This is a genomic window from Paragemmobacter amnigenus, from assembly GCF_009908265.2.
Taxonomy (GTDB): domain Bacteria; phylum Pseudomonadota; class Alphaproteobacteria; order Rhodobacterales; family Rhodobacteraceae; genus Paragemmobacter; species Paragemmobacter amnigenus.
Genome location: NZ_JAAATX020000007.1, coordinates 161,169 through 186,287, shown reverse-complemented (window position 1 = coordinate 186,287; position 25,119 = coordinate 161,169). Strand labels below are relative to the sequence as shown.

Annotated in this window: 21 protein-coding genes; 14 read left to right on the top strand and 7 right to left on the bottom strand. The window is 66.5% G+C overall.

The window, feature by feature from the left end:
- Positions 1-64 precede the first annotated feature (64 nt).
- The 8 genes from GU927_RS11615 (at position 65) to GU927_RS11580 (ending at position 9,558) form a co-directional block, all read left to right on the top strand.
- Positions 65-1,252 (top strand): FIST N-terminal domain-containing protein, encoded by a 1,188-nt coding sequence (locus tag GU927_RS11615; RefSeq protein WP_161762608.1) that lies wholly within the window; start codon positions 65-67, stop codon positions 1,250-1,252.
- The gene (locus GU927_RS11610; protein WP_161762607.1) at positions 1,249-3,459 is read left to right on the top strand and encodes a hybrid sensor histidine kinase/response regulator; all 2,211 of its coding nucleotides are present in this window, start codon (positions 1,249-1,251) and stop codon (positions 3,457-3,459) included. Before GU927_RS11615 ends, GU927_RS11610 begins: the two co-directional genes overlap by 4 nt.
- An 89-nt stretch (positions 3,460-3,548) precedes the next feature.
- Positions 3,549-4,067 carry a CoxG family protein gene (locus GU927_RS11605; protein ID WP_161762606.1) on the top strand — a complete coding sequence of 173 codons (519 nt, stop codon included), beginning with the start codon at positions 3,549-3,551 and terminating at the stop codon, positions 4,065-4,067.
- A 42-nt stretch (positions 4,068-4,109) separates the two neighbouring features.
- On the top strand, positions 4,110-4,595 hold the full coding sequence (locus tag GU927_RS11600; RefSeq protein ID WP_161762605.1) for a (2Fe-2S)-binding protein: 486 nt from the start codon (positions 4,110-4,112) through the stop codon (positions 4,593-4,595).
- 24 nt (positions 4,596-4,619) lie between these two features.
- Positions 4,620-6,998 carry a xanthine dehydrogenase family protein molybdopterin-binding subunit gene (locus GU927_RS11595; RefSeq protein WP_161762604.1) on the top strand — a complete coding sequence of 793 codons (2,379 nt, stop codon included), beginning with the start codon at positions 4,620-4,622 and terminating at the stop codon, positions 6,996-6,998.
- Between the two features lie 13 nt (positions 6,999-7,011).
- On the top strand, positions 7,012-7,800 hold the full coding sequence (locus tag GU927_RS11590) for an FAD binding domain-containing protein (RefSeq protein WP_161762603.1): 789 nt from the start codon (positions 7,012-7,014) through the stop codon (positions 7,798-7,800).
- A gap of 355 nt (positions 7,801-8,155) precedes the next feature.
- Positions 8,156-8,740, top strand: a complete 585-nt coding sequence (locus tag GU927_RS11585; RefSeq protein WP_161762602.1) for an HNH endonuclease — start codon at positions 8,156-8,158, stop codon at positions 8,738-8,740.
- Between the two features lie 104 nt (positions 8,741-8,844).
- Positions 8,845-9,558 carry an MgtC/SapB family protein gene (locus tag GU927_RS11580; RefSeq protein ID WP_161762601.1) on the top strand — a complete coding sequence of 238 codons (714 nt, stop codon included), beginning with the start codon at positions 8,845-8,847 and terminating at the stop codon, positions 9,556-9,558.
- Here GU927_RS11580 and GU927_RS11575 read toward each other — a convergent pair.
- Both GU927_RS11575 and tyrS read right to left on the bottom strand, forming a co-directional pair.
- Positions 9,555-10,064, bottom strand: coding sequence for an RES family NAD+ phosphorylase (locus GU927_RS11575; RefSeq protein ID WP_161762600.1), 510 nt, complete (start codon positions 10,062-10,064; stop codon positions 9,555-9,557). The genes GU927_RS11580 and GU927_RS11575 overlap by 4 nt on opposite strands.
- Before the next feature lie 89 nt (positions 10,065-10,153).
- Complete coding sequence (gene tyrS / locus GU927_RS11570) at positions 10,154-11,404, bottom strand: tyrosine--tRNA ligase (RefSeq protein WP_161762599.1); 1,251 nt, start codon at positions 11,402-11,404, stop codon at positions 10,154-10,156.
- 59 nt (positions 11,405-11,463) lie between these two features.
- Here tyrS and GU927_RS11565 point away from each other — a divergent pair, with 59 nt between their 5' ends.
- Positions 11,464-12,558, top strand: a complete 1,095-nt coding sequence (locus tag GU927_RS11565; protein ID WP_161762598.1) for an anhydro-N-acetylmuramic acid kinase — start codon at positions 11,464-11,466, stop codon at positions 12,556-12,558.
- A 49-nt stretch (positions 12,559-12,607) separates the two neighbouring features.
- Here GU927_RS11565 and rarD read toward each other — a convergent pair whose 3' ends face one another.
- Together rarD and GU927_RS11555 are read right to left on the bottom strand one after the other, a co-directional pair.
- The gene (rarD, locus tag GU927_RS11560) at positions 12,608-13,504 is read right to left on the bottom strand and encodes an EamA family transporter RarD (protein ID WP_161762597.1); all 897 of its coding nucleotides are present in this window, start codon (positions 13,502-13,504) and stop codon (positions 12,608-12,610) included.
- Positions 13,505-13,647: 143 nt separating this feature from the next.
- On the bottom strand, positions 13,648-14,076 hold the full coding sequence (locus tag GU927_RS11555; protein WP_161762596.1) for a cupin domain-containing protein: 429 nt from the start codon (positions 14,074-14,076) through the stop codon (positions 13,648-13,650).
- 50 nt (positions 14,077-14,126) lie between these two features.
- Here GU927_RS11555 and GU927_RS11550 point away from each other — a divergent pair, with 50 nt between their 5' ends.
- Complete coding sequence (locus GU927_RS11550) at positions 14,127-15,197, top strand: NAD(P)/FAD-dependent oxidoreductase (protein WP_161762595.1); 1,071 nt, start codon at positions 14,127-14,129, stop codon at positions 15,195-15,197.
- Positions 15,198-15,299: 102 nt separating this feature from the next.
- Here GU927_RS11550 and eno read toward each other — a convergent pair whose 3' ends face one another.
- The 3 genes from eno to GU927_RS11535 are packed head-to-tail and all read right to left on the bottom strand — an operon-like array spanning position 15,300 to position 17,936.
- On the bottom strand, positions 15,300-16,577 hold the full coding sequence (gene eno / locus GU927_RS11545) for a phosphopyruvate hydratase (protein ID WP_161762594.1): 1,278 nt from the start codon (positions 16,575-16,577) through the stop codon (positions 15,300-15,302).
- 49 nt (positions 16,578-16,626) lie between these two features.
- A complete protein-coding gene (locus GU927_RS11540; RefSeq protein ID WP_269770121.1) occupies positions 16,627-17,523 on the bottom strand; it encodes a DMT family transporter in 897 nt (298 codons plus the stop codon).
- Between the two features lie 2 nt (positions 17,524-17,525).
- Positions 17,526-17,936 carry a Fur family transcriptional regulator gene (locus GU927_RS11535; protein ID WP_161762685.1) on the bottom strand — a complete coding sequence of 137 codons (411 nt, stop codon included), beginning with the start codon at positions 17,934-17,936 and terminating at the stop codon, positions 17,526-17,528.
- A gap of 162 nt (positions 17,937-18,098) precedes the next feature.
- Here GU927_RS11535 and GU927_RS11530 point away from each other — a divergent pair, with 162 nt between their 5' ends.
- The 4 genes from GU927_RS11530 to GU927_RS11515 all read left to right on the top strand — a co-directional run bounded on the left by GU927_RS11530 (position 18,099) and on the right by GU927_RS11515 (position 25,098).
- Entirely contained in the window at positions 18,099-18,986 is an 888-nt protein-coding gene (locus tag GU927_RS11530) for a DMT family transporter (protein WP_161762593.1), read from the top strand.
- Positions 18,987-19,425: 439 nt separating this feature from the next.
- Positions 19,426-23,085, top strand: a complete 3,660-nt coding sequence (locus GU927_RS11525) for a vitamin B12-dependent ribonucleotide reductase (RefSeq protein ID WP_161762592.1) — start codon at positions 19,426-19,428, stop codon at positions 23,083-23,085.
- Between the two features lie 183 nt (positions 23,086-23,268).
- Entirely contained in the window at positions 23,269-23,757 is a 489-nt protein-coding gene (locus tag GU927_RS11520; RefSeq protein WP_161762591.1) for a hypothetical protein, read from the top strand.
- A 198-nt stretch (positions 23,758-23,955) separates the two neighbouring features.
- Positions 23,956-25,098 carry a Coenzyme F420 hydrogenase/dehydrogenase, beta subunit C-terminal domain gene (locus GU927_RS11515; protein ID WP_332838502.1) on the top strand — a complete coding sequence of 381 codons (1,143 nt, stop codon included), beginning with the start codon at positions 23,956-23,958 and terminating at the stop codon, positions 25,096-25,098.
- The last annotated feature ends 21 nt before the right edge of the window (positions 25,099-25,119 follow it).

The following is a 25,119-nucleotide window of genomic DNA, read 5'->3' as shown; positions in this document are numbered from 1 at the left end:
CCCCACGCGACGCTTGCCCGCCGTGCCTGCCGCCGCTAGCCTCGCCTGCGTTGGGGAGGACGCGATGAACCGGCAGGGACTGGATTTTCCCGTGTCGTCCGGCACGGTTGACGGGGCTGCGCTGGTGGCCCGCGCCTCGGTCCCCGTGGACATCCCCAACCCCCTGCGCCGTCTGGAAGAGGCGCTCGGCCCCGGACCCTTCGCCCTCGTCATCCTCTTCGTCTCGCCCGATGCCGATCTCGACGCCCTTGCCCTGCGCCTTCCCGGACGGTTTGGCGGCGCGCGCGTCATCGGCTGTTCCACCGCGGGCGAGATTTCCGCCGCCGGCTATGCCGAGGGCGAGATCGTCGCCGTGGCCCTGCCCGCCGCGCATTTCGCCGCCGACGTGCTGCTGGTGCCCGACCTGTCGGTGCTGGAACGCGAACAGCTGATCGGCCGCCTGATCCGCTCGCGGCAGGATCTCGCGCGACAGGCCCCTGACTGGGAGGGGGAATTCGCCTTCCTCATGGTCGACGGCCTTTCTGTGCGCGAGGATGAACTTGCCTCTGCGCTCGCCTCGGGTCTTGGCCCCGTCCCGCTTTTCGGCGGCTCGGCGGGGGACGGCACGCGCTTTCGCGCCACCTATGTCCTGCACGAGGGGCAGGCGCTCCAGAACGCCGCCGTTCTGGCCCTGATCCGCACCGATTGCCGCGTCAGGGTGTTCAGCCTTGACCACCTGCTTCCCACCGGTGCCCGCATGGTGGTGACCGAGGCCGACCCCGCCCGCCGCATCGTCCGCCAGATCAACGCCGAACCCGCCGCCCAAGAATATGCCCGCCTTCTGGGCAAGGATCCCGCGCAACTGACCACCTTCACCTTCGCCGCCCATCCCGTCGTCGTGCGGATCGGGGGCAAGCACCATGTCCGCGCCATCCGTCAGGTGGGCGAGGGGGGCGATCTCGTCTTCTTCTCGGCCATCGACGAGGGCGTGGTCCTCACCCTTGCCGAACCGCAGGACATGGTTGCCCATCTCGCCACCCAGCTCGACGGGCTCGCTGCCCATGGCCGCCCCGTGGCCATCCTCGCCTGCGACTGCATCCTGCGCCGGATGGAGGCGCAGGAGAAACAGAAGACCGGCGCCGTGTCGGCCCTTCTGCGCCAGCACGGGGTGGTCGGCTTTTCCACCTATGGCGAACAGCTCAATTCGATGCATGTGAACCAGACGATGACGGGCGTCGCGATCTATCCCCCCGTCGGGGACGGGGCGGCATGATCGACTCGCTCATCGACCCCGCCGATCCGCCCGAACGGCAGACGCAGAAACTGCTGACCATCGCGCAGGTCCTGATGCGGCGGGTCGAACAGATCACCGATGACAGCGGCGCCGCCTATGCCCAGTTCCAGCGCGCCGCCATGCTGGAGGATCAGGTCCGCGAACGCACCCGCGACCTGGAACGCGCGCTCGACCTTCTGAACGACAGCAATGCCCGTCTGGCCGAGGCCAACCGCGCAACCGAGGCCGCGCGCCAGAACCTCGCCAATGCGATCGAGACGATCCAGGAAGGCTTCGCGCTCTTCGACGCGCAGGACGTGCTGGTGATGTGCAACTCGCGCTTCGGAATGCACATGTCCGATGTGCGCCCGCATCTGAAACCGGGCCTGACCTTCGACGACTATGTCGGACGCGTCAGCCGCTCGCGCTTTTTCGAACTCCCCCCGGGCGAGACGGCGCAGGACTGGGCCGTCGCGCGGCGCAGGCGGCATCAGGACCGGCACGTCATCTTCAACGTCCGCATGGTCTGGGACCGCTGGGTGCAGGTCAGCGAACACCGTACCGCCGATGGCGGCACCGTGATCCTGCAGACCGACGTGACCGAGATCATCCGCGCCGAACGCTCCGAACGCGGCAAGATGCTGGACGATCAGGCCCGCGTGATCCGCGCCACGCTCGACCATATCGGGCAGGGCGTCTGCATCTTCGACGCCGAGGCGCGGCTGGTGGGCTGGAACCAGCGTCTGGGCCAGCTTCTGACCATCCCCATGGCCCGCTTCCGCCGCGGCGTCAGCTTTGACGCCATCCTCGACCGGTTCCGCCCCGACCTCGCCTTCGGGGACGGCATGACCGAAGGGCGGCTGGGCGACTGGGTGGCGGGCAAGGGCGCGGGCGGACGCGGGGCGCTGCGGTTCGAGTTGCGGCGCGATCCCGACATGATCATGGACGTCTTCGCCCAAGGGATGCCCGATGGCGGCTTCGTGATGTCCTTCACCGATGTCACCGCCGAACGCGCCGCGATCGAGGCGCTCAGCCGCGCCAATGAAACGCTCGAGGCGCGGGTGATGGCGCGCACGCTGGAACTGGAAGACGCGCTGGGGAATGCCGAACGCGCCAATGCCTCGCGCTCGCGCTTCGTCGCGGCGGCCAGCCATGACCTGTTGCAGCCGCTCTCTGCCGCCAAGCTCTTCATCTCCTCCGTCCCCGACGAAGGGCTCGCCCCCGATGCCCGCGCCGCGCTGGACAAGGCGCAGAACGCGCTTTTGTCGGTCGAAGGCATCCTTGGCGCGCTCCTCGACATTTCCAAACTCGAAAGCGGGCGCGCGGCCGTGTCGGTGGGGCCGGTCCGGCTCGACCGGCTTCTGTCCCAGCTCAACGACGAATTCGGTGCCATCGCGGCGGCCAAGGGGCTGCGTCTGACCGTGCTGCCCGCCCGCATCACCGTCACCTCTGACCCTGCCTATCTGCGGCGCATCCTGCAAAACCTGATCGGCAACGCCATCCGCTACACCGACCGCGGGCGCGTGCTGGTGGGCGTGCGGCGCAAGGGCGCAACGGCGCGGATCGAGGTGCGCGACACCGGCCCCGGCATCCCCGAAGAGGAACAGGACAACATCTTCAAGGAATTCCACCGCCTCAACGCCCGCGCCTCCGCCTCCGAGGGGATGGGGCTGGGCCTTGCCATCGTCGAGCGGGCCTGCGCGCTTCTGGGCCACCCGCTGGGTCTCGTGTCCGAGATCGGTCGCGGCACCTGTTTCATGGTGCAGGTTCCCCGCTCCGAATCCGCCGCTGCCAGCGACGGCCCGCGCCCTTCGCCACCGCCGCGCCCCTCGATCCAGAACCGCATCGTCTTTCTGGTGGAAAACGACGCCGACCTGCGCCGCGCGATGGGGCTCCTGCTCGAGAAATGGGGCGTCAACGTTCTGGACGCCGCCAGCGGCGAAGAGGCGCTGTCCCTGATCGACGAACTGGGCATCCTGCCCGACGGCTTCATCGTGGACTACAATCTGGGCGAGGGGATGGACGGCCTGCGCTTCCTTTCCGAAATGCAGGCCCGCCATGGCCCCGTGCCCGCACGCATCGTCACGGCGGACCGCCGCGCCGAACTTCATGCCGCTTGCGCCGCGGCGGGGATCGGGGTGATGATGAAACCCCTCGAACCCCGCGCGCTCGAGGCGTTCGTCGCCGGTCTGCCTGCGGCGGGATAACGCAGGGATGCGCGGGCCGACTACGACCATTGTTCCATATCGGGCGCGCCCCGCTGCGCCTAATCTGCGGCCGAGGTGAGGAGACCGCGATGCAACTGAGTGATTACCGTGAGATCAAGGCAGACCCCGCAACCGTCTGGGCCGCCATCCTGAACCCCGATGTGCTCAAGGACTGCGTCCCGGGCTGCGAGTCCATGACCGGCAATGCCGACGAGGGATTCGAGGCGACGGTGACCCAGAAGGTCGGACCCGTCAAAGCCACCTTCAAGGGCGCCGTCACCATCTCGGACCGGATCGAAGGGAAAAGCCTGAAGATTTCCGGCGAAGGCAAGGGTGGCCCTGCCGGTTTCGCCAAGGGCGGCGCTGTCGTCACGCTCGAAGCGATGGAGGGCGGCACAAAGCTCTCCTACGAGGTCGACGCCAGCGTGGGCGGCAAGATCGCGCAGCTTGGCAGCCGCATCATCGACGGCTTTGCCAAGAAGATGGCCGACGAATTCTTTACCCGCTTCCAGCAGGCCGTCGAAGGCCCGCAGGACGAGGGGGCCGAGGAAGACACTGCCGAGGGCGGTGAAAAGAAGAAGGGCTGGTTCAAGCGTCTGATCGGCTGAACCGCAAACCAATTACCCAGGGATGTCCAAGGGAGGACGACAATGACGAAAGTCACGATGACCGTGAACGGCAAGACCGTCTCGCGCGAGGTGGAGGGGCGCACGCTGCTCTCCTCTTTCCTGCGTGAAGGGCTGGGCCTGACCGGCACCCATGTGGGCTGCGACACCTCGCAATGCGGGGCCTGCGTGGTGCATGTCGACGGCAAGGCCGTCAAATCCTGCTCCACCTTCGCCGCCGACGTGGACGGCGCGACGGTCAAGACGATCGAGGGGATGAACAACCCCGACGGCTCGCTCTCGGTCGTCCAGCAGGCGTTCCAGGACCATCACGGCCTGCAATGCGGGTTCTGTACGCCCGGCATGGTGATGTCCTCGGCCGCGCTTCTGGCCGAAAACCCCAAGCCGACCGAGGCCGAGATCCGCCACTATCTCGAAGGCAACATCTGCCGCTGCACCGGCTATCACAACATCGTCAAGGCCGTGCTGGCCGCATCCGGTCAGGATGCCGCGGCACTGGCGGCGGAATAAAAGCGGTTTCAGGGAGGGAATTATATGCCGAAAGATCACGGGATCGGCGCCAGCTCGAAGCGGCGCGAAGACGTGCGCTTCCTGTCGGGGCGCGGATACTACACCGATGACAGCGCGCTTGCGGGCCAGACCTATGCGGTGATGGTGCGCTCGAACGTGGCGCATGGGCGCATCAAGTCGATCAACACCGCCAACGCGGCCAAGATGCCGGGCGTCCTTGCCATCTTCACGGGCGAGGATTTCAAGGATGTCGGCGGCAACCCCGCAGGCTGGCTCATCAACAGCCGCGACGGCACGCCGATGCGCGAACCCAAGCGTCCGGTGCTCGCCCATGGCAAGGTCCGCCATGTGGGCGACGCCTATGCCGCCGTCATTGCGGAAACCTACAACCAGGCCAAGGACGCGGCCCAGCAGCTCGCTGATGACAGCGAGATCGAGGAGCTGCCCGCCATCGTCGACATGAAGAAGGCCGTGGCCGACGCCTCGAACCGCGTGCATGACGAGATCCCCGACAACCTCTGCTTCGACTGGGGCTGGATCGAGGACAACCGCGCCGCCGTGAACGCGGCCTTCGAGAAGGCCCCGCACATCACCACGCTGGAACTGGTCAACAACCGCCTCGTGCCCAACGCGATGGAGCCGCGCTCCTCCATCGGGGAATATTACCCCGGCACGGGCGACTACAAGCTGACCACCACCTCGCAGAACCCGCACCTGACGCGGCTTCTGGTCGGTGCCTTCGTCCTCGGGATCCCGGAAAACAAGCTGACCGTGGTCGCTCCCGACGTGGGCGGCGGTTTCGGGTCCAAGATCTATCACTACGGCGAAGAGGCGGTGGTTCTGGCCGCGGCCAAGAAACTGGCCCGTCCCGTGCGCTGGACGGCGGAACGGACGGAAAGCTTCCTCTCCGACGCCCATGGCCGCGACCATGTGACCAGGATCGAACTGGCCAGCACCAAGGACGGCGAAATCCTTGCCATCCGCACGGAAACCCTGGCCAATGTCGGCGCGTACCTGTCGAACTTCTCGACCGCGACGCCGACCTTCCTGCACGGCACGCTGATGGCCGGTCCCTACAAGGTGCCGCATGTCTATGTGAACGTGAAGACCGTCTTCACAAACACCGCCCCCGTCGACGCCTATCGCGGCGCGGGCCGTCCCGAGGCGACCTTCAGCCTTGAACGCATCATCGACAAGATGTGCCGCGAGCTGAACCTCGACCCGTTCGAGGTGCGCCGCAAGAACCTGATCCAGCCGGACCAGTTCCCCTACACCACGCCCGTGGGCCTTGTGTATGACACCGGCAACTATCAGGCGACGCTGGACAAGCTGATCGACCTGGCCGACGTGGCAGGCTTCGACAAGCGCGCCGCGGCCTCCAAGGCCAAGGGCAAGCTGCGCGGCATGGGGCTTTCCACCTGGATCGAGGCCTGCGGCATCGCGCCCTCGAACCTCGTCGGCGTCCTCGGCTCGCGCGTGGGCCTTTACGACGCCGCCACCGTCCGCGTGAACGCCACCGGAACGATCAGCGTGATGACCGGTGCCCACAGCCACGGTCAGGGCCACGAGACGGTCTTTGCACAAGTGGTGGCCGAAAAGCTGGGCATCGCGGAATCGCAGATCGAGATCGTCCACGGCGACACCTCGAAGATCCCCTTCGGCATGGGCTCCTACGGCTCGCGCTCGCTGGCGGTCTGCGGATCGGCCATGTCCAAGGCTGTCGACAAGATCATCGCCAAGGGCAAGAAGATCGCGGCCCACATGCTCGAAGCTTCCGAGAACGACATCGTCTTTGCCGACGGCAAGTTCTCGGTCGCGGGCACCGACAAGGCCAAGACCTTCGGCGAGATCGCCTTCTCGGCCTATGTCCCGCACAACTACCCGCTCGAGACGCTGGAACCCGGCCTTGAAGAGACGGCCTTCTACGATCCGGCGAACTTCACCTATCCCGCCGGCGCCTACCTGTGCGAGGTCGAGGTCGACCCCGAAACCGGCAAGGTGGACATCGCCTCCTTCACCTGCGCCGACGACTTCGGCAACGTGATGAACCCGATGATCGTCGAGGGGCAGGTCCATGGCGGCGTGGGGCAGGGGATCGGGCAGGCCCTGCTGGAAAACACCACCTATGACGAGAACGGCCAGCTCCTGACTGCCTCCTACATGGATTACGCCATGCCGCGCGCGGATGACGTGCCGTTCTACACGGTGGACCATTCCTGCATCACGCCCTGCACCCACAACCCGCTGGGCGTCAAAGGCTGCGGCGAGGCGGGGGCCATCGGCTCGCCTCCGGCGGTCGTCAACGCGGTGATCGACGCCCTGCACAGGGGCGGGATGACCCACGTCAAACATATCGACATGCCGGTTTCGCCCTCGCGCGTCTGGCAGGCGATCAACGGCTGAGAGGGGAACGCACATGCATAACTTCGACTTCGTGAAACCCTCGACCATCGCGGATGCGGTCAAGGCCCTGTCGGCCGAGGGGGCGCAGGCCCTTTCGGGCGGCCAGACGCTCACGCCCACGATGAAACAGCGCCTTGCGGCACCTGCCACGCTCGTCTCCCTCACGGGGATTGCCGAGATGAAGGGTGTCTGCATGGGGGCGGACGGCCTGTCCATCGGCGCGGCCACCACCCATGCCACCGTGGCGAAAGAGGCCGCCGCCCATTATCCGGCGCTGGCCGCACTCGCGGGCGGCATCGGCGATCCGGCGGTCCGCAACCGCGGCACCATCGGCGGCAGCCTTGCCAACAACGACCCCGCCGCCTGCTATCCGGCAGGCACGCTGGGTTCCGGTGCCACCATCGTGACGAACCGGCGCAAGATCGCGGCTGACGACTACTTCCAGGGCATGTTCACCACCGCGCTGGAAGAGGGCGAGATCATCACCGGCGTGACCTTCCCCGTGCCGCAGAAGGCCGCCTATGTGAAGTTCAACCAGCCCGCCAGCCGCTTTGCCCTGACCGCCGTCTTCGTCGCGAAATTCGCAGACGGCGTGCGGGTGGCGGTGACGGGGGCGTCGAATGACGGCGTCTTCCGCTGGACCGAGGCGGAAAAGGCCCTCTCGGCCAACTTCGCCGCCTCCAGCGTGGCGGGGCTGACGGTGTCGCCCGACGGCATGATCGGCGACCTGCACGGCACGCCCGCCTATCGCGCGAACCTCGTGAAGGTGCTGACCAAGCGCGCGGTCGAAGCCGCGCATTGAGCGGTCGCACTTGACTTCGGGGCGGTCCGGGCAACCGGGCCGCCCCTTTCTATTGTGAAAACCCCGCGCCCCGGGCTTGACCCGGGGCCCCGATATCCGCCCGCACCGCCCGCCGAAGCGGAGGTCCCGGGTCAAGCCCGGGACGGGGACACGCCTGATCTGCCCACCAAACAGGCGGAACCGTCACGCCCCTGTCACCCTTTCCTGCCACAAACCCCTTCAGGCGAACGTGACAGGTGACCACAGCCTCTTGGGCTTGCCAGACCTGAAACGCCAGATATAGTGGGCCTGTCGGGGCGGGGCTCCCCGCCCTGGGTCGGTTGGGCCGCAGGTCGAAAGCGGAGTCTCGCAAGGAATGGACGGCGATTTCAGGACACAGTTCGTACGCGATCCGGCGGCGCTGAAGCATTACCCCGCTTTGGTGCTCAACGCCGATTACCGCCCGCTCAGTTACTACCCCCTCAGCCTCTGGCCCTGGCAAGAGGCGATCAAGGCGGCGGTCCTCGACCGTGTGCAGATCGTCGCGGAATACGACCACACCGTCCGCAGCCAGAGGCAGGAGTTCCGCATACCCTCGGTCGTCGTCCTGAAAGATTACGTCAAACCCCAGAAGCGCGTGGCATTCACGCGCTTCAATCTTTTTCTGCGGGACGAATTCTCCTGCCAATACTGCGGCGCGAAAGGGGACCTCACCTTCGACCACGTCCTGCCCCGCTCGCGCGGCGGCATCACCTCGTGGGAAAACGTCGTCGCCGCCTGTTCCCCCTGCAACCTGCGCAAGGGCTCGCGCACCCTCAAACAATCCGGCCTCCACCTGATGCGCCCCCCGCGCCAGCCCACGGCCGAAGAGATGCAGGCCCATGGCCGCAAATTTCCCCCCAACCACCTGCATGAAAGCTGGATGGACTACCTCTACTGGGATGCGGAACTGGAAGATTGACCTGACGCCACGGCAGATGGCGAAAACCGGCGCGCATTGGTCGTTACAAAACCGTTACATGACGGAACGCGCCCCATGATGGGGCCTTTCCGACTGGGGGTTCCATGCTGTCGACCATCTTCCCGCCCGCCCTGCAAATCGCCGCGCTGAACCTCTCCGTTGCGCTCGCCTGCGGGGCGGTGATCGGGTCCGAACGTCAGGTGCGCCAGCGCATGGCGGGCCTTCGCACCAATGCCCTCGTCGCCCTCGGCGCCGCCGCCTTCGTCGTCTTCTCCGGCCTCTACCCCGACGAGGTTAGCCCCACCCGCGTCGCCGCGCAGATCGTGTCCGGCATTGGCTTCCTCGGCGCGGGCATCATCTTCCGCGACGGCTTCAACGTGCACGGGCTGAACACGGCCGCCACGCTCTGGTGTTCGGCGGCGGTCGGCATGATGTCGGGAGCGGGGGCATGGCCCCATGCGCTGCTCCTCACGGGCCTCGTGGTTTTCGTCAACCTCGGCCTGCGCCCGCTCGTCAAATGGATCAAGCGCAAGACCCGCGCGGGCACGCCCCTTCTGCGCGCCTTCCGCGTCGCCATCTCCTGCCGCCCCGATCAGGAGGCGGCGGTGCGCGCGCTCATCCTGCGCACGCTCACCATCGGCGGACTGCACCTGTCGGAAATCGCCGTCGCCGCGGGCGAGGGGGGCGAGGGGCTGGAGCTTTCCGCCACCATCTCGGGCGAAGGCGTGACGGATGACATGCTGGAACTTGCCGTGCAACGCCTCGCCGCCGAACCGGGCCTGATCCGCGTCCGCTGGCAGGCGCTGGAGGAAGGCTAGGCCCGCGCCCCTGCCGGCAGGCAGCCCGCGTCATCCACCACCTCCAGCCGCGCGCCCCCGGCTACACCCCAGCGCCAGAAGACAAGGTTCACATCCCGCGCCGTGGCCCCCTCGGCATAGGAGGGCACCACCATCCCCGGATACCCCGCCGCACGCAGCGCCTCGGCCAGACGCTGGCCCTGCGACAAGCCCTCGCGCGCGGCCTCGTCCCGCCAGTCCTCCTGCCCGATCTCGTGCGGGCTCATGCCATACTCCGCCAGCGCCGCCGCGTCCCGCGCATCGAACAGCAGCCCCGCCTCTGCCCGGATCGCCACGATCAGCAAGGGTTGCAGCAGCCCCTCCTGCATCTTCTCGCGCAGGACGGTCTGCGGATCGGCGGCGGTATAAAGCGCGGGCACACCCCGCGCATTGAACCGCTGCGCCTGCGCCGCGGCCCCTTCGCCCGACAGCGGCCGGTGCCAGTATTTCGGATCGACCGCGCGGTACAGGATACCCTGATAATTCATCCGCCAAGGGTGGGGCAGGGACAGGGGGCAGGGAAGTCAGGCAATGCCTGACGCGGTCCGCCCGTCACCGCCGCCCTCCTCGGGCTGCCTTACCCGATCACCACCAGCGCATGGCGCTTCTTGCCCGCGGTCAGCTTCACAGGCTCGGCCAGATCGCCCGCGCCAAAGCGCAGACCCGCATCGGTGACGATCTCGTCATTCACCTTGGCCCCGCCCTCGGCGATCAGCCGCTTGGCATCCTTGCCCGATGCCGACAGCCCCGCGCGCACGAAAAGCTGCACGATCCCCACGCCCTCGGCCACTTCCGCAACCGTCAGCGCCACGGTGGGCAGGTCGTCCCCGATCCCGCCCTTCTCGAACACTTCCCGCGCCGTGGCCTCTGCCGCCGCCGCAGCCTCGGCCCCGTGCAGAAGGGTCGTCACCGCATTGGCCAGCACGATCTTGGCCGCGTTGATCTCGGACCCTGCCAGCGCCCCCAGACGGTTGCATTCCTCCAGCGGCAATTCGGTATAAAGCTTCAGGAACCGCCCCACATCCGCATCCGTCGTATTCCGCCAGAACTGCCAGAATTCGTAAGGCGACAGCAGATCGCCATTCAGCCAGACCGCGCCATTCTGGCTTTTGCCCATCTTCTTGCCATCGCTCGTGGTCAGAAGCGGCGAGGTCAGCCCGTAAACCTCGTGCTCGATCACCCGCCGCGTCAGGTCCACGCCGTTGACGATATTGCCCCACTGGTCCGACCCGCCCATCTGCAACAGACAGCCATAGCGGCGGTGCAGCTCCAGAAAGTCATAGGCCTGCAGGATCATGTAGTTGAATTCGAGGAAGGACAGCGACTGCTCGCGATCCAGCCGCGATTTCACCGATTCAAAGGACAGCATCCGGTTGACGGAAAAATGCCGCCCGATATCGCGCAGGAAACCGATGTAGTTCAGCGCATCCAGCCATTCGGCATTGTTCACCATCACCGCATCATTCGGCCCGTCGCCAAAGGTGACGTAAGGCGTGAAGGCCCGCTTGATCCCCGCGATATTCTCGCCGATCTGGGCATCGGTCAGCAGCGGGCGTTCCTCGGCGCGGAAGGACGGATCGCCGATCTTCGTCGTCCCCCCGCCCATCAGGACGATGGGCTTGCCCCCGCATTTCTGCAACCAGCGCAGCATCATGATCTGGATCAGGCTGCCGACATGCAGCGACTTCGCCGTGGCATCGAACCCGATATAGCCCGGAACCACCCCCTTCAGGAACGCCTCGTCCAGCGCCTGATAATCGGTGCAGTCGGCCAGATAGCCGCGCTCGATCATCACGCGCATGAAGTCGGATTTCGGATGGTAGGTCATGGGGCACCCGTGCTTTAAACTGCGCTGGCGGTATAGCGGGCAGCGGGAGTGAAAGGAAGATGCTGAAAGGCGGTGCGGTCTGGGCCTTGGGCACCATGTCGGGCACCTCGCTCGACGGGGTGGATGCGGCCATGCTGCTCACCGATGGCGAACGCATCCTCGACTTCGGCCCCACCGCCTTCCGCCCCTATACCCCCGCCGAACAGGCCACGATCCGCGCCGCCCTTGGCCGCTGGCCGGGCGAGGAGGGCGTGGCCGCAGCGGCAGAGGTGGTGGAAACCGCCCATGCCGAACTCCTCAGCCGCTTCTCGGGGGCCGACCTCATCGGCTTCCACGGCCAGACGCTGGCCCATGACCCGCGGGGCAGGGGCACGCACCAGACGGGCGACGGCGCGCTTCTGGCGCGCGCGCTCGGCCTGCCCGTGGTCTGGGACTTCCGCACGGCGGATGTGGCCTTGGGCGGGCAGGGCGCGCCGCTTGCCCCCTTCTTCCACTTCGCCTGTGCCCGCCATATCGGCGCAGACCGGCCGCTTGCCATCCTCAACCTCGGCGGCGTGGGCAATGTCACATGGATCGACCCGCGCCAGCCCGCCCCCGAATCCCACGGCGCGCTTCTGGCCTTCGACACCGGCCCCGCCAATGCGCCGCTGAACGACCTGATGCAGGCCCGCACGGGCCAACCGCTCGACCCCGGCGGCGAAACCGCCCTCAGGGGCAGGCCGGACGAAGACCGCCTCGCCGCCTTCCTCGCCCATCCCTTCTTCCACCGGATGCCGCCCAAATCGCTCGACCGCAACGATTTCCACGCCGCGCTCGATGTGGGCAACCTCACGCTCGAAGACGCCGCCGCCACCCTGACCGCCGCCGCCGCCGCCGCCGTGGCGCGGGGGGCGGAACATTTCCCCGTGCCCGTCACCCGCCTCCTCGTCACCGGCGGGGGCCGCCACAACGCGGCCCTCATGGCCGAACTCGCCACCCGCCTGCGCGCGGATGTCGAACCCGTCGAAGCCGCAGGCCTGAACGGCGACATGCTGGAAGCGCAGGCCTTCGCCTTCCTCGCCGTCCGCGTCGCGCGCGGCCTGCCCACCTCGGGCCCCGCCACCACGGGCGTCGCCGCCCTCGTCGGCGGCGGCAAGGTCAGCCATCCCGACTGACCCGCCCCTTCATCCCGGCGCAAATACCCCGTGCGGGCAGGTGCATCGCCTACTTCCGCCGGATCATCGACCCCGTATAGATGACCAGCGCCGCCCAGATCATCGGAAAAGCCACCGCCCGCGCCATCCCGAAAGGTTCGTCAAACACCAGAACCGCCGTCAGGAAGATCATCGTCGGCGCGATATATTGCAGGATGCCGATGGTCGACAGGCGCAAGAGCTTTGCCCCGTTGGCATAGATCATCAAGGGCACCGCCGTCACCACCCCCGCGCAGAGCAGGAGCGCCGTCAGCCACGCATCCGCGCCAAAGACCATCGTCCCCTGCGCGCCGATCCAGACCAGCCACCCCGCCGCTAGCGGCGACAGGATCAGCACCTCCAGCATGAAGCCCTGATTGGGCCCCAGCGGCAGGCGCTTTTTCAGATAGGCATAGAACCCCCAACTGACCGTCAGGCCCAGCGCGATGACCGGCACCCGCCCCGCCTCCCATGTCAGCACCGCCACCGCCAGCGCGGCCAGCGCGATCGCCGCCCCCTGCGCGCGGCTCATCCGCTCGCCCAGTAGCACGCGCCCCAGAAAGATGGAAAACAGCGGGTTGATGTAATAGCCCAGCGCCGCCTCCAGCGCCTGCCCCGACTGGATCGACCAGACATAGATCCCCCAGTTGACCGAGATCAGCCCCGCCGTCAGCGCCGCCATCCCGATCATCCGCGGCGACCGCAGCGCCGTCTGCAGATCCCGCGTCCGCCCCAGCCAGATCAGGATCGCCCCCGCCACCGGCACCGACCACAGCACGCGATGGGCCAGCACCTCCAGCACCGGCACGTCGGCCAGCGCCTTCATGTAAAGCGGCAGGAACCCCCACATCAGATAGGCGGTCACGGCAAGGACCAACCCCTTCGGGCTGTCCTCGTTCTTTGGCGGGGTGGGGACGGGATCGCTCATGCCCCCCGTGCTAACGGCTTGCTGCACAAAGCGCCAATGCGGAATTGTGACGGTAGCAATAGTCAAAAATTATGAGCTAGAGGTCATCCAATAATGCGGCCTCGCGCGCCCGCCTCCCGCCGGTTTCTGCGCCAGACTTCGCCTCAGCGCCCGCCGATGGTGAACCCCGCCGCCGCCAGTTCGAACCCCGCGAACCGGAACCCCGGCGCGACGCAGCAACTCACCAGCGCCCAGCCCTCGCGCGCCTCGGCCGCCTGCCACCACCCCGCAGGCACCACCGCCTGCGGCCGCTCCCCGCCCAAAACATCGCCACCCAGCCGCGTGACGGACAAAGGCCCCGCCTCCGTCGCCGCCATCAGCAGATCCAGCGGCGCCCCCGCATGCCACAGCCAGACCTCGCCCGCATCCACGCGGTGCCAATGCGACCGCTCGCCCGCGCGCAGCAGGAAATAGATCGCAGTCCCCGCCGCGCGGCCCGCGACCTCGGGCGCGGCCCATGTCTCGCGGTACCAGCCGCCCTCGGGATGCGGCTGCAATCCCAGTTCCGCGATGATGCGTTCCGCCTGATCCATGCTTCCCCCCGACGCCAAGCCCTGCCAGATTGCGGCGCAAGGGAGGACCCATGCAACCCCGCTTCCTCATCCTCGGCGCAGGCATCATCGGCGCGGCACTGGCCCACCGCCTCACGACGCTCGGCGCATCCGTCACCGTGGTCGATGCCATGCCCCCCGCCAGCGGTGCTTCGGGCCGCAGCTTCGGCTGGGTGAATGCCAGCTTCCACCTGACCCCCGCCCATTACCACCTGCGCCTTGCCGGCATGGCCGCCCACCGCGCCCTTGCCGCCGAACTGGGCCTGACCGCCACCCCTCAGGGCTGCCTGTGGTACGAGGATCAGGGTGACGCCTTCGACACAACCCGCGACACGCTCGCCGACCTCGGCTATCCCCTGCGCCTCCTCGACCGCGCGGGGATCGCCGCCTTTGAGCCCGCCCTAGCCGCGCCGCCCGACCGCGCGCTGCTCTTCCCGACCGAATCCGCGCTCGACCTGCCCGCGCTGACCGCGCGGCTCCTCTCGGCCGCCACCGCGCAGGGGGCGCAGGTCATCACCGGCACCGGCCCCGCCGCGCTGATCCATGACGACCGCCGCGTCACCGGCATCCGCACCGCGTCGGGGCAGATCACCGCCCACCACACGCTCCTCGCCACCGGCACCGGCACGCCTGCGCTGCTCGCCCCCCTCGGCCTGCCATTCCCGATGCTGCACCGCCCCGGCGCGATCTTCCGCAGCCAGCCCCTGCCTCGGGTCCTGAACCACATCCTCGCCACGCCATGGCAGGAGGTGCGCCAACTCCCCTCCGGCCACCTCATCGCCCCCGCCGCCGCCGCGCATCAGTCCGACAGCGCCGACACCCCGCCCGACCCGCAGGGGGCGATGGACGACACCCTGTCACGCCTGCGCGCGCTTCTGCCCGCCGCCGACATCCGCCCCGATGCGCTGATGCTGGCCGACCGTCCCGTCCCGCCCGACGGCCTGCCCGCCATCGGCCCCGTAACCGACGGCCTCTCCATGGCCGTGATGCATTCCGGCGCGACGCTGGCCGCCGTGGTGGCCGACCTCATGGCCGCCGAACTGACGGGGCAGGGCGACCGGCCCGAGCTTGCCCCCTTCCGCCCCGCGCGCTTCTTCGGGTGAAACGGAAACGGGCCACCGGCATTGCCGATGGCCCGTTGCGACCGTGCGCTGCGTATGTACAGCTGTCTGCACAACCGTCGGCACAGCCGGCGGTACGACCGGTCAGCCCTTCAGGATGGACCGGCCCGCATATTCCGCCGTCTCGCCCAGCATCTCCTCGATCCGGATCAGCTGGTTGTATTTCGCCAGACGGTCCGACCGCGACAGCGATCCGGTCTTGATCTGCCCGCAATTGGTGGCCACCGCCAGATCGGCAATCGTGGCATCCTCCGTCTCGCCCGACCGGTGCGACATCACGTTGGTATAGCGCGCGCGATGGGCCATATCGACGGCCTGCAACGTTTCGGTCAGCGACCCGATCTGGTTCACCTTGACCAGCATCGAATTCGCGCAACCCTTTGAAATCCCTTCGGCCAGACGGCGCGGATTGGTCACGAACAGGTCGTCGCCCACCAGCTGGATCTTGCCGCCCAGACGGTCGGTCAGCAGCTTCCAGCCCTCCCAGTCATCCTCGGAACAGCCATCCTCGATGCTGATGATCGGATAGTCGGCGGCCAGACCGGCAAGGAAATCGACATTCTCGGCGATGGACAGCGACTTGCCCTCGCCCTTCATCTCATACCGGCCGCCCTTGAAGTATTCGGTCGCCGCGCAGTCCAGCGCCAGATAGATATCCTCGCCCGGACGATATCCCGCCTTTTCGATGGATTTCAGAATGAAATCAAGCGCATCGCGGGCAGAGTTCAGGTTGGGCGCAAAGCCGCCCTCATCGCCGATCCCGGTGTTGTGGCCCGCATTCTGAAGCTCTTTCTTCAGGGTGTGGAACACCTCGGACCCCATGCGGATCGCGTCGCGGATGTTCTCGGCACCCACCGGCATGATCATGAATTCCTGGATGTCGATCGGGTTGTCGGCATGTTCGCCGCCATTGATGATGTTCATCATCGGCACCGGCAGGACACGGGCCGACGTGCCGCCCACATAGCGGAACAGCGGCTGGCCGGTATGTTCCGCCGCGGCCTTGGCCACGGCCAGCGACACGCCCAGGATGGCATTCGCGCCCAGACGGCCCTTGTTCGGCGTGCCGTCCATCTCGATCATGGTGCGGTCGATGCCGACCTGCTCAAGTGCATCGAATCCAACGATTTCTTCGGCAATCTCGCCATTGACGGCGGCCACTGCCTCCAGCACGCCTTTGCCCTTGTAGCGCGCCTTGTCACCATCGCGGCGTTCCACCGCCTCATGCGCGCCGGTCGATGCGCCCGAGGGAACCGCCGCACGGCCCATGGCGCCGCTTTCCAGATGGACGTCCACCTCGACGGTGGGATTGCCGCGGCTGTCGAGGATCTCGCGGGCGTGGATGTCGATGATCGTGCTCATGGGCGTAACTGCCTCCCTGACGGAACGATGGGTGCTCTCGTCCGCCGCTTTAAACGCTGCCGCCCTGCAAGGAAAGGGCACGTTTGCGCGCGCGCTCGCGGGCCAGCGCGTAAAGGCCGGAGCCGATGATCATGGCCGCCCCCAGCAGCATCGGCGCATCTGGCGTTTCGGCAAAGACGCCCCAGCCGATGGCGATGGCAAAGACAAGGCGCGTGTAGCGGAACGGCGCCACAACCGCGACCTCGCCCGTGCGCGAGGCGGAGACGACCAGCCAATAGCCGACCGTGCCGAAGATCACGGCACCAAAGAGGGTGGCCGCCTGCACCGGTTCGGGCATCACCGCCCCGCCGGGGATCATCATCAAAAGACCCAGCAGCGCGACCGACAAAAGCCCCCATGCCGACACCTGCGCCGAGGAGCAGTCGCGCGGGATCGCCCGCGTCGCCAGATCGCGCAGTGCCAGTCCCGCCACGGTGACCAGCACCCACAGCGCCTCGGGGCGAAAGCCGTCAAAGCCCGGCCGGATCACCACCATCACGCCACCGAAACCCACCGCGATGGCCAGCCAGCGCCGCCAGCCCACCGTTTCGCGCAGGAACAGCGCCGCGCCCAGCGTCACGGCCAGCGGCAGCGCCTGCAACACGGCCGAGACGGTGGACAGCGGCACCACGGCCAAGGCGTTGATATAGGCGAAGGTTGCCGCCATCTCGCCCCCGTTGCGGGCCAAGGCGGCAGGGTGGAGCGCGGCGCGGGTAAAGGTCCGCCTCCCTTCGGTCCGTGCCATGAGGACAAAGACCGGCGCGCCGAAGGCCCCCGCCACGAAGATCACCATCCCCACCGGCAGATCGGCGGCGGCAATCTTGAGGAACATGTCCTCGACCGCGAAAAGCGCCATCGCCGCGACCATCAGCGCGATGCCGCGGAGATTCGATGCAGACTGGTCCAAGGTCAGGATTTCTTGACCGGAACGCCAAGCAGTTCCAGACGGTGCCCCACCAGCTTGTAGCCGAGCCGCGCCGCGATCCGTTCCTGCAGCGCCTCGATCTCGGGGTCGACGAATTCGATCACGTCGCCGGAATTCACGTCGATCAGGTGGTCGTGGTGGTCGCGCTCGGCATCCTCATACCGTGCACGGCCGTCGCCGAATTCCAGCTTGTCCAGTATCCCCGCCTCTTCGAACAGTTTTACGGTCCGGTAAACGGTGGCGATGGAGATTCGGGGATCGACCTTGGCCGCGCGGGAATAGAGTTCTTCGACGTCGGGGTGATCGTCCGAGTCCCCGATGACACGCGCGACGACGCGGCGCTGGTCTGTCATGCGCAGGCCCTTGGCCTCGCAGCGGGCGATGATATCCGCCATCTCCTGCCTCATTCACGTTCCCTTGATTGGGGTTTACGGGATCATCCCCCTTCGGTTCCAGTGCTAACGATTCTCAAATGGTTCCCACGGCTTGCGCCTGCGGGGAATGCGCCGCAGGGTCTTGCGGGACGGACGGGTGGCACGGGCGGGCAGGGGACGCGGATGGCGCGCAGGGACAGGCTGGATGCCTTCGGGGTTTCGGCGCTCTTCGGGGTGACGCTGCTTCTGGCGTTCAACCAGATCATCGTGAAATGGGTGAATGCGGGTCTGCAACCTGTCTTCTTTGCGGGGGCGCGTTCGGCTCTGGCGATCCTGTTCGTGGGCGGCTGGCTTGTCTGGCGGGGGCGGCCGCCCGTGCTGCGACGCGACCATATCCTGCCCGGCCTTCTGATCGGCACCGTCTTTGCGGCGGAATTCCTGTGCCTGTTCCTCGCGCTCGATCTGACGGCGGTGAGCCGTGCCTCGGTCATCTTCTATTCGATGCCGGTCTGGTTTGCCCTGATGGCCCATGTCGCCCTGCCGGGCGAGCGGATCACGCGGCTGCGGGGCATCGGGCTGGCGCTTGCCTTCGGGGGCACGGCGCTGGCGATCCTGTCGCGCTCGGGGGCGGCGGGGCTGGAAGGGGGCAGCCTTGCAGGCGATCTGCTGGCGCTTGGCGGTGCGTTGGGGTGGGCCGCCACGGCCATGGTGGCGCGCGCCTCGCGGCTGCGGGACATCGGGGCCGAGATGCAGCTGTTTTGGATGGTGCTGGTATCGGCCCCGATCCTGTTGCTGGCCGCGCCGCTTTTCGGTCCGCTGATCCGGGATCTGGAACCCCTACATATTGTGGGTCTGGTCTTTCAGTCCTCTATCGTCGTGGCGGGGGGCTTCATCGGCTGGCTCTGGCTGCTTTCCGTCTATCCGGCCGCGACAGTGGCGAGCTTTTCCTTTCTGACCCCTGTGCTTGCGATCTTTCTGGGCTGGATGTTCCTTGGTGAGTCGGTGACGCCCTCCCTTGTGGCCTCGGCCGCGCTGGTCGGCGCGGGGATCGTGCTGATCAACCGGCGCTGAGAATCGGCTTCGCGGGGCAGGGCGCGCGCCGGCGCAATTCACACGCATGCTGAGCCTGCGGTGCCAAACCATCCCCAACGCGCAAGAATTCGCGGATTTCCCTTCACCATCCCCGCGATCATCCACCGGTCTGTCCACAGCCGGAGTGCCGACACGGCCCCTGTGGCACGAAAACCGTCAAGCGGAAAATCACCATGGAACCCCAAAAATTCCCGTTGAACGTGATCAAGGTTTACGACAGTTTGACGACGTGAGCGGTGAGGCCACAAGATGTAGTGGCAGTCTGACAGGCAAGGCATTCAGTCAACCATGGGTTCGGCATCGGTCAGGATGCCGCGGTCCTGCCCCCTTGGGGCAGGGACGGAAAAGCTTTGCCTGCCGCGATGGGATTTAACCGGACGGGGCGCAGGCCCCGCAAGAATTTGGAGACGGGGCAGCGATGAAGATCGAACGCAAGTTTACCTCTGAGGCAACCGGCGCCTATGGCGCGATGGCCTTTTCGACCACCACCTCCGAAATCCGCAACCCCGACGGCAAGGTCGTCTTCCGCAACGAGGCGGTCGAGGTTCCCGAAGGCTGGAGCCAGGTCGCCTCGGACGTTCTGGCCCAGAAATACTTTCGCAAGGCAGGCGTTCCCGCGCGTCTGAAGCGCGTGAAGGAAAAGGGCGTGCCCGAATTCCTGTGGCGCTCGGTCCCCGACGAGGCGGCGCTGGCCGACCTGCCCGAGGGCGAACGGTTCACCGGCGAAACCTCGGCCAAGCAGGTCTTCGACCGTCTGGCCGGGGCCTGGGCCTATTGGGGCTGGAAGGGCGGCTATTTCACCACCGAATCCGACGCTCGTGCCTATTTCGACGAGATGCGCTACATGCTGGCCCGCCAGATGGCCGCGCCGAACTCGCCCCAGTGGTTCAACACCGGCCTGCACTGGGCCTATGGCATCGACGGCCCGTCGCAGGGGCATTTCTACGTCGATTACCAGACGGGCAAGCTGACGAAGTCGGACTCCGCCTATGAGCATCCGCAGCCCCATGCCTGCTTCATCCAGTCTGTCAGCGACGATCTGGTGAACGAAGGCGGGATCATGGACCTCTGGGTCCGTGAGGCACGTCTGTTCAAATACGGCTCGGGCACAGGTACGAACTTCTCGTCGCTGCGCGGCGAGGGAGAGAAACTGTCGGGCGGCGGCAAATCCTCGGGCCTGATGGGCTTCCTCAAGATCGGCGACCGCGCGGCGGGTGCGATCAAGTCGGGCGGCACCACGCGCCGCGCGGCCAAGATGGTGATCTGCGACATGGATCACCCCGATATCGAACAGTTCATCAACTGGAAGGTGATCGAGGAGCAGAAGGTCGCCTCTCTCGTCGCCGGGTCCAAGGCGCATGAGCTGAAGCTGAACGAGATCTTCGCGGCGATCCGCCAGTGGGACGGTTCGGCCGAGGATTCGGTCGATCCGGCCAAGAACGCGGCGCTGAAGGCGGCGATCAAATCGGCCAAGAAGGCCATGATCCCCGACACCTACACCAACCGCATCCTGCAATATGCAAAGCAGGGCTTCACCTCGATCGAATTCCCCACCTATGATGTGGACTGGGATTCCGAGGCCTACATCACCGTTTCGGGCCAGAACTCGAACAACTCGGTCCGCGTGACGGATGCCTTCTTGAACGCCGTGAAGAACGACGAGGACTGGGCGCTGATCCGCCGCACGGACGGCAAGACCGCCAAGACCATCAAGGCGCGCGAGCTGTGGGATCAGGTGGGCCATGCTGCATGGGCCTGCGCAGACCCGGGCATCCAGTTCCACGACACCGTCAACGCCTGGCACACCTGCCCCGAGGACGGGCCGATCCGCGGATCGAACCCCTGCTCGGAATACATGTTCCTTGACGACACGGCCTGCAACCTTGCGTCGATGAACCTGCTGACCTTCTACAAGGACGGCAAGTTCGACGCGGATGCCTATATCCACGCCACCCGTCTGTGGACGGTGACGCTGGAAGTTTCGGTGATGATGGCGCAGTTCCCGTCGAAGGAAATCGCGCAGCTCTCCTATGACTTCCGCACGCTGGGCCTTGGCTATGCCAATATCGGCGGCCTGCTGATGAACATGGGCCTCGGCTATGACAGCAAGGAGGGCCGCGCGCTCTGCGGGGCGCTGACCGCGCTCATGACGGGCATCACCTATGCCACCTCGGCGGAAATGGCCTCCGAACTGGGTGCCTTCCCGGGCTACCAGCGCAATGCCAAGCACATGCTGCGCGTGATCCGCAACCACCGCCGCGCCGCCTATGGCGAGACTGCGGGTTACGAGCAGGTCAACGTCAACCCCGTCGCGCTGGATCAGGTGAACTGCCCCGATCAAACGCTTGTTTCCCTTGCGAAATCCGCCTGGGACGAGGCGCTGAGCCTGGGTGAGGCGCATGGCTACCGCAACGCCCAGACGACCGTGATCGCCCCCACGGGGACCATCGGTCTGGTCATGGACTGCGACACGACGGGGATCGAGCCGGACTTCGCGCTGGTGAAGTTCAAGAAGCTGGCCGGTGGCGGCTACTTCAAGATCATCAACCAGTCGGTTCCTGCCGCGCTGGAAACGCTGGGCTATTCCTCGTCCCAGATCGCCGAGATCGTGGCCTATGCCGTGGGCCACGGGTCCATCGGCAACTGCCCCGGCATCAACCCGACCGCGCTGATCGGCCACGGCTTTGGCCCGCGCGAGCTGGAAAAGATTGATGCGGCGCTGCCGTCGGCCTTCGACATCCGCTTTGTGTTCAACCAGTGGACGCTGGGGGAAGAGTTCTGCAAGGGCACGCTGGGCATTCCGGCCGAGAAACTGGCGGACCCGACCTTCGACCTGCTGCGTCACCTCGGCTTTACCAAAGCCCAGATCGACGCCGCCAACGACCATGTCTGCGGGACCATGACGCTGGAAGGCGCGCCCTTCCTGAAGCCGGAACACTATCCGGTCTTCGACTGCGCCAACCCCTGCGGCAAGAAGGGCACGCGCTATCTGTCGGTGGAAAGCCACATCCACATGATGGCTGCCGCGCAGTCCTTCATCTCGGGCGCGATCTCCAAGACGATCAACATGCCGAACTCGGCCACCATTGCGGAAACGCTGGCGGCCTATGAACTGTCGCATTCGCTGGGCATCAAGGCCAACGCGCTCTATCGCGACGGGTCGAAGCTGTCGCAGCCCTTGGCGGCGGCGCTGGTCGAGGATGACGAAGAGGCCGAGGAAATCCTCGCCACCGGTTCGGCACAGGAAAAGGCCGCCGTTCTGGCCGAAAAGATCGTCGAGAAGATCGTGGTGAAGGAGATCATCCGCACCCACCGCGAAAAGCTGCCCGAGCGTCGCAAGGGCTATACCCAGAAGGCCATCGTCGGCGGTCACAAGGTCTATCTGCGGACCGGCGAATATGGCGACGGGCGTCTGGGCGAGATCTTCATCGACATGCACAAGGAAGGTGCAGGCTTCCGCGCGATGATGAACAACTTCGCCATCGCCGTGTCCGTGGGCCTGCAATATGGCGTCCCGCTGGAGGAATTCGTGGAGGCCTTCACCTTCACCCGCTTCGAACCGGCGGGCATGGTGCAGGGCAACGACTCGATCAAGAACGCGACCTCGATCCTCGACTATATCTTCCGCGAACTGGCGATCAGCTATCTGGACCGCACGGACCTTGCCCATGTCAAACCGCAGGGTGCGGCCTTTGACGATCTGGGCCGCGGCGATGACGAGGGCAAGCGCAACTTCGGGGAAGTCAGCGATACGGCCGCCTCGAAATCGATCGAGATGCTGAAGTCGATCTCCTCGACCGGCTATCTGCGCAAGCGTCTGCCGCAGGAACTGGTGGTGTTCCAGGGCGGCGCGGCGACGGCCTTCCAGACCAATGCCGATGCCACGGCCTTTTCGGCGGTGGTGGCCGAGTCGACCACGGCGCTGGCCACCGGCACCGTCAGCATGGACGCCCGCACCAAGGCCAAGATGCAGGGCTACGAGGGCGACCCCTGTGGCGAATGCGGCAACTATACGTTGGTCCGCAACGGCACCTGCATGAAGTGCAACACCTGCGGCGGCACCTCGGGCTGCAGCTGAGCAGAGCACATAAGGCAGTATCGAAGGGCGGCGCATACCGGCGCCGCCCTTTGTTTTTGTCCAGGTTTGAACGGGGGCCATACTTTGGTTCATGTGACCGTCGGCAGGACAGATTTAAACTTATGGTTGAGTGTTCTACTTGCGCGGCGTGCCCGATCGGGGCAAGGGCAAGGAGTGCCGAAGATGTCGCAAACCCTTTCGCGCCTCACGCTCTGTTCGGCCCTGCTCGCGCCCATCGTCACGCTCGACTGGTCCGCGCCCCGACGCCGCGGGGCGACGGTGCAGAGCGTGGCATCTGTCGGGACGCTTTCGGATGTCATCCTTCAAACGGTCGATGACGAGGACGATGCCCAGGATCCCTGTGGCGGGTTGAGTGTGTGGAGCCGGACGCGGGGCTGTGCCACCGATCCCTTTCCCATCCGCCTCTGGGGCTTCAGCAGGCATACCGACGGTGCGGCATGGCAGCAGGCGCAACGCACGGTGCATCACCGCCTGCTGATGCAGGCGCAGGCGAAGGTCCTGCTGACGGACCAGTGCCTTCGCGGGCAGTTGGACGGCCTGCGCCTGACGGATATCGAGGCCGCGCGCCGCAGTGTCGCCCTGATTTCGGGGCGGGAAACGCGGGCCACATGCCTTGCCGACCTGTTGCATGACCTGCACGCCACGGCATGACTCTGACAACTGTCAACTTGGATTGACAGTTTTTCTGGACGCCCTGCACCCGTCGCGCTAGGTTCCGCAGAGGGCCACTCCGGCCCTGAAAGCTGCGCCATGCCCGACGGTCCCCTTCCGCCTTCCAGCGGTTTCGTTGTCCCGCTCATCGGTGGCGCGCCCCGCCCGGGGCTTTGCACCGATTGCGGCGTGTCGCGCATGGGGGACGGCAAGGCCTGCGGAAAGGCCTGCCAGTTCATCGCACCGGACTATCCCGCGCGCGAGGTCCAGACCCACGGCCGCAGTGCACGGCCGGGGCAGGGGGAAGAGGCTTTCTTCGGCGTCACCCGCCGGATGCTGCGCGCGCGGATGACGCGCCCGCTGGATGGCGCGCAATGGACCGGCATCACCACCGCGCTCGCCGCGCGCCTGCTGGAAACGGGGGCGGTCACGGCGGTGCTGGCCACTGCCCCCGATCCCAAGGACCGCTGGAAGCCGCTGCCTGTCATCGTAACCGATCCGGCCGAACTGCGCCGCGTGCGCGGGATGCGGATGGGCTTTGGCCCGACGCTGGCCTTGCTGGAACCCGCTGCCGCTGCAGGCCACAGGCGTATCGCCGTCGTGGGCATTCCCTGCCAGATCCATGCGCTGCGCGCGATCGAGACGGAACTGGGGTTCGAGCGCATCTATGCCATCGGCACCCCCTGTTCCGACAACACCACGACAGAGAATTTCCACCATTTCCTCGCCCAGATCGACCCGCGCCCCGACCGGATCAGCTATCTGGAGTTCCGCGCCGATTACCGTGTCGAACTGCGCTATGACGACGGGCGTCCCGCCCGCACTGTGCCCTTCCTGAAACTGCCCTTGTCCAAGCTGCCCGCCGATTTCTTTCCCATGACCTGCAAGACCTGCGTGGACTACACGAACCGTCTGGCCGATATCACCGTGGGATACATGGGGGGCGATGGTGACCAGTGGATCATCGCGCGAAATGACCGCGGGGAAGAGGTGCTGGCGCTGCTGGCCGACCAGCTTACCCTGTCGCCCCTGACCGACAAGGGCAAGCGCGCCGCGCCGGTCAGGGGGTTCCTCGCCAATACGGAACGGGCAGCGGGTGGCCTGCCGCTGCGCGCCATGCCCGACTGGGCGCGCCCCATCGTCGCCTTCCTGCAACCGCGCCTAGGCCCGCGCGGGCTGGAATTTGCCCGCGCCCGGGTCGAGATGAAGGCCATCGAAACCGTCCTGCATCTGCGCCGGTCCTTTCCGGCGCGGATCAAGAACATGGTTCCGGACCATGTCTGGCGTCTGGTGGCGCCCTATGGCCTGATCCCGAAACAGGGCGAACGCCCCGAAGAATGATCCGCCGAACGGCCTGTCGGC

What these genes read in the sequence shown, in the direction of transcription:
- GU927_RS11615 (WP_161762608.1), top strand. Translation starts at nt 65, where the DNA reads ATGAACCGGCAGGGACTGGATTTTCCCGTGTCGTCCGGCACGGTTGAC.
- GU927_RS11610 (WP_161762607.1), top strand. Translation starts at nt 1,249, where the DNA reads ATGATCGACTCGCTCATCGACCCCGCCGATCCGCCCGAACGGCAGACG.
- GU927_RS11605 (WP_161762606.1), top strand. Translation starts at nt 3,549, where the DNA reads ATGCAACTGAGTGATTACCGTGAGATCAAGGCAGACCCCGCAACCGTC.
- GU927_RS11600 (WP_161762605.1), top strand. Translation starts at nt 4,110, where the DNA reads ATGACGAAAGTCACGATGACCGTGAACGGCAAGACCGTCTCGCGCGAG.
- GU927_RS11595 (WP_161762604.1), top strand. Translation starts at nt 4,620, where the DNA reads ATGCCGAAAGATCACGGGATCGGCGCCAGCTCGAAGCGGCGCGAAGAC.
- GU927_RS11590 (WP_161762603.1), top strand. Translation starts at nt 7,012, where the DNA reads ATGCATAACTTCGACTTCGTGAAACCCTCGACCATCGCGGATGCGGTC.
- GU927_RS11585 (WP_161762602.1), top strand. Translation starts at nt 8,156, where the DNA reads ATGGACGGCGATTTCAGGACACAGTTCGTACGCGATCCGGCGGCGCTG.
- GU927_RS11580 (WP_161762601.1), top strand. Translation starts at nt 8,845, where the DNA reads ATGCTGTCGACCATCTTCCCGCCCGCCCTGCAAATCGCCGCGCTGAAC.
- GU927_RS11575 (WP_161762600.1), bottom strand. Translation starts at nt 10,064, where the DNA reads ATGAATTATCAGGGTATCCTGTACCGCGCGGTCGATCCGAAATACTGG.
- tyrS (WP_161762599.1), bottom strand. Translation starts at nt 11,404, where the DNA reads ATGACCTACCATCCGAAATCCGACTTCATGCGCGTGATGATCGAGCGC.
- GU927_RS11565 (WP_161762598.1), top strand. Translation starts at nt 11,464, where the DNA reads ATGCTGAAAGGCGGTGCGGTCTGGGCCTTGGGCACCATGTCGGGCACC.
- rarD (WP_161762597.1), bottom strand. Translation starts at nt 13,504, where the DNA reads ATGAGCGATCCCGTCCCCACCCCGCCAAAGAACGAGGACAGCCCGAAG.
- GU927_RS11555 (WP_161762596.1), bottom strand. Translation starts at nt 14,076, where the DNA reads ATGGATCAGGCGGAACGCATCATCGCGGAACTGGGATTGCAGCCGCAT.
- GU927_RS11550 (WP_161762595.1), top strand. Translation starts at nt 14,127, where the DNA reads ATGCAACCCCGCTTCCTCATCCTCGGCGCAGGCATCATCGGCGCGGCA.
- eno (WP_161762594.1), bottom strand. Translation starts at nt 16,577, where the DNA reads ATGAGCACGATCATCGACATCCACGCCCGCGAGATCCTCGACAGCCGC.
- GU927_RS11535 (WP_161762685.1), bottom strand. Translation starts at nt 17,936, where the DNA reads ATGGCGGATATCATCGCCCGCTGCGAGGCCAAGGGCCTGCGCATGACA.
- GU927_RS11530 (WP_161762593.1), top strand. Translation starts at nt 18,099, where the DNA reads ATGGCGCGCAGGGACAGGCTGGATGCCTTCGGGGTTTCGGCGCTCTTC.
- GU927_RS11525 (WP_161762592.1), top strand. Translation starts at nt 19,426, where the DNA reads ATGAAGATCGAACGCAAGTTTACCTCTGAGGCAACCGGCGCCTATGGC.
- GU927_RS11520 (WP_161762591.1), top strand. Translation starts at nt 23,269, where the DNA reads ATGTCGCAAACCCTTTCGCGCCTCACGCTCTGTTCGGCCCTGCTCGCG.
- GU927_RS11515 (WP_332838502.1), top strand. Translation starts at nt 23,956, where the DNA reads ATGGGGGACGGCAAGGCCTGCGGAAAGGCCTGCCAGTTCATCGCACCG.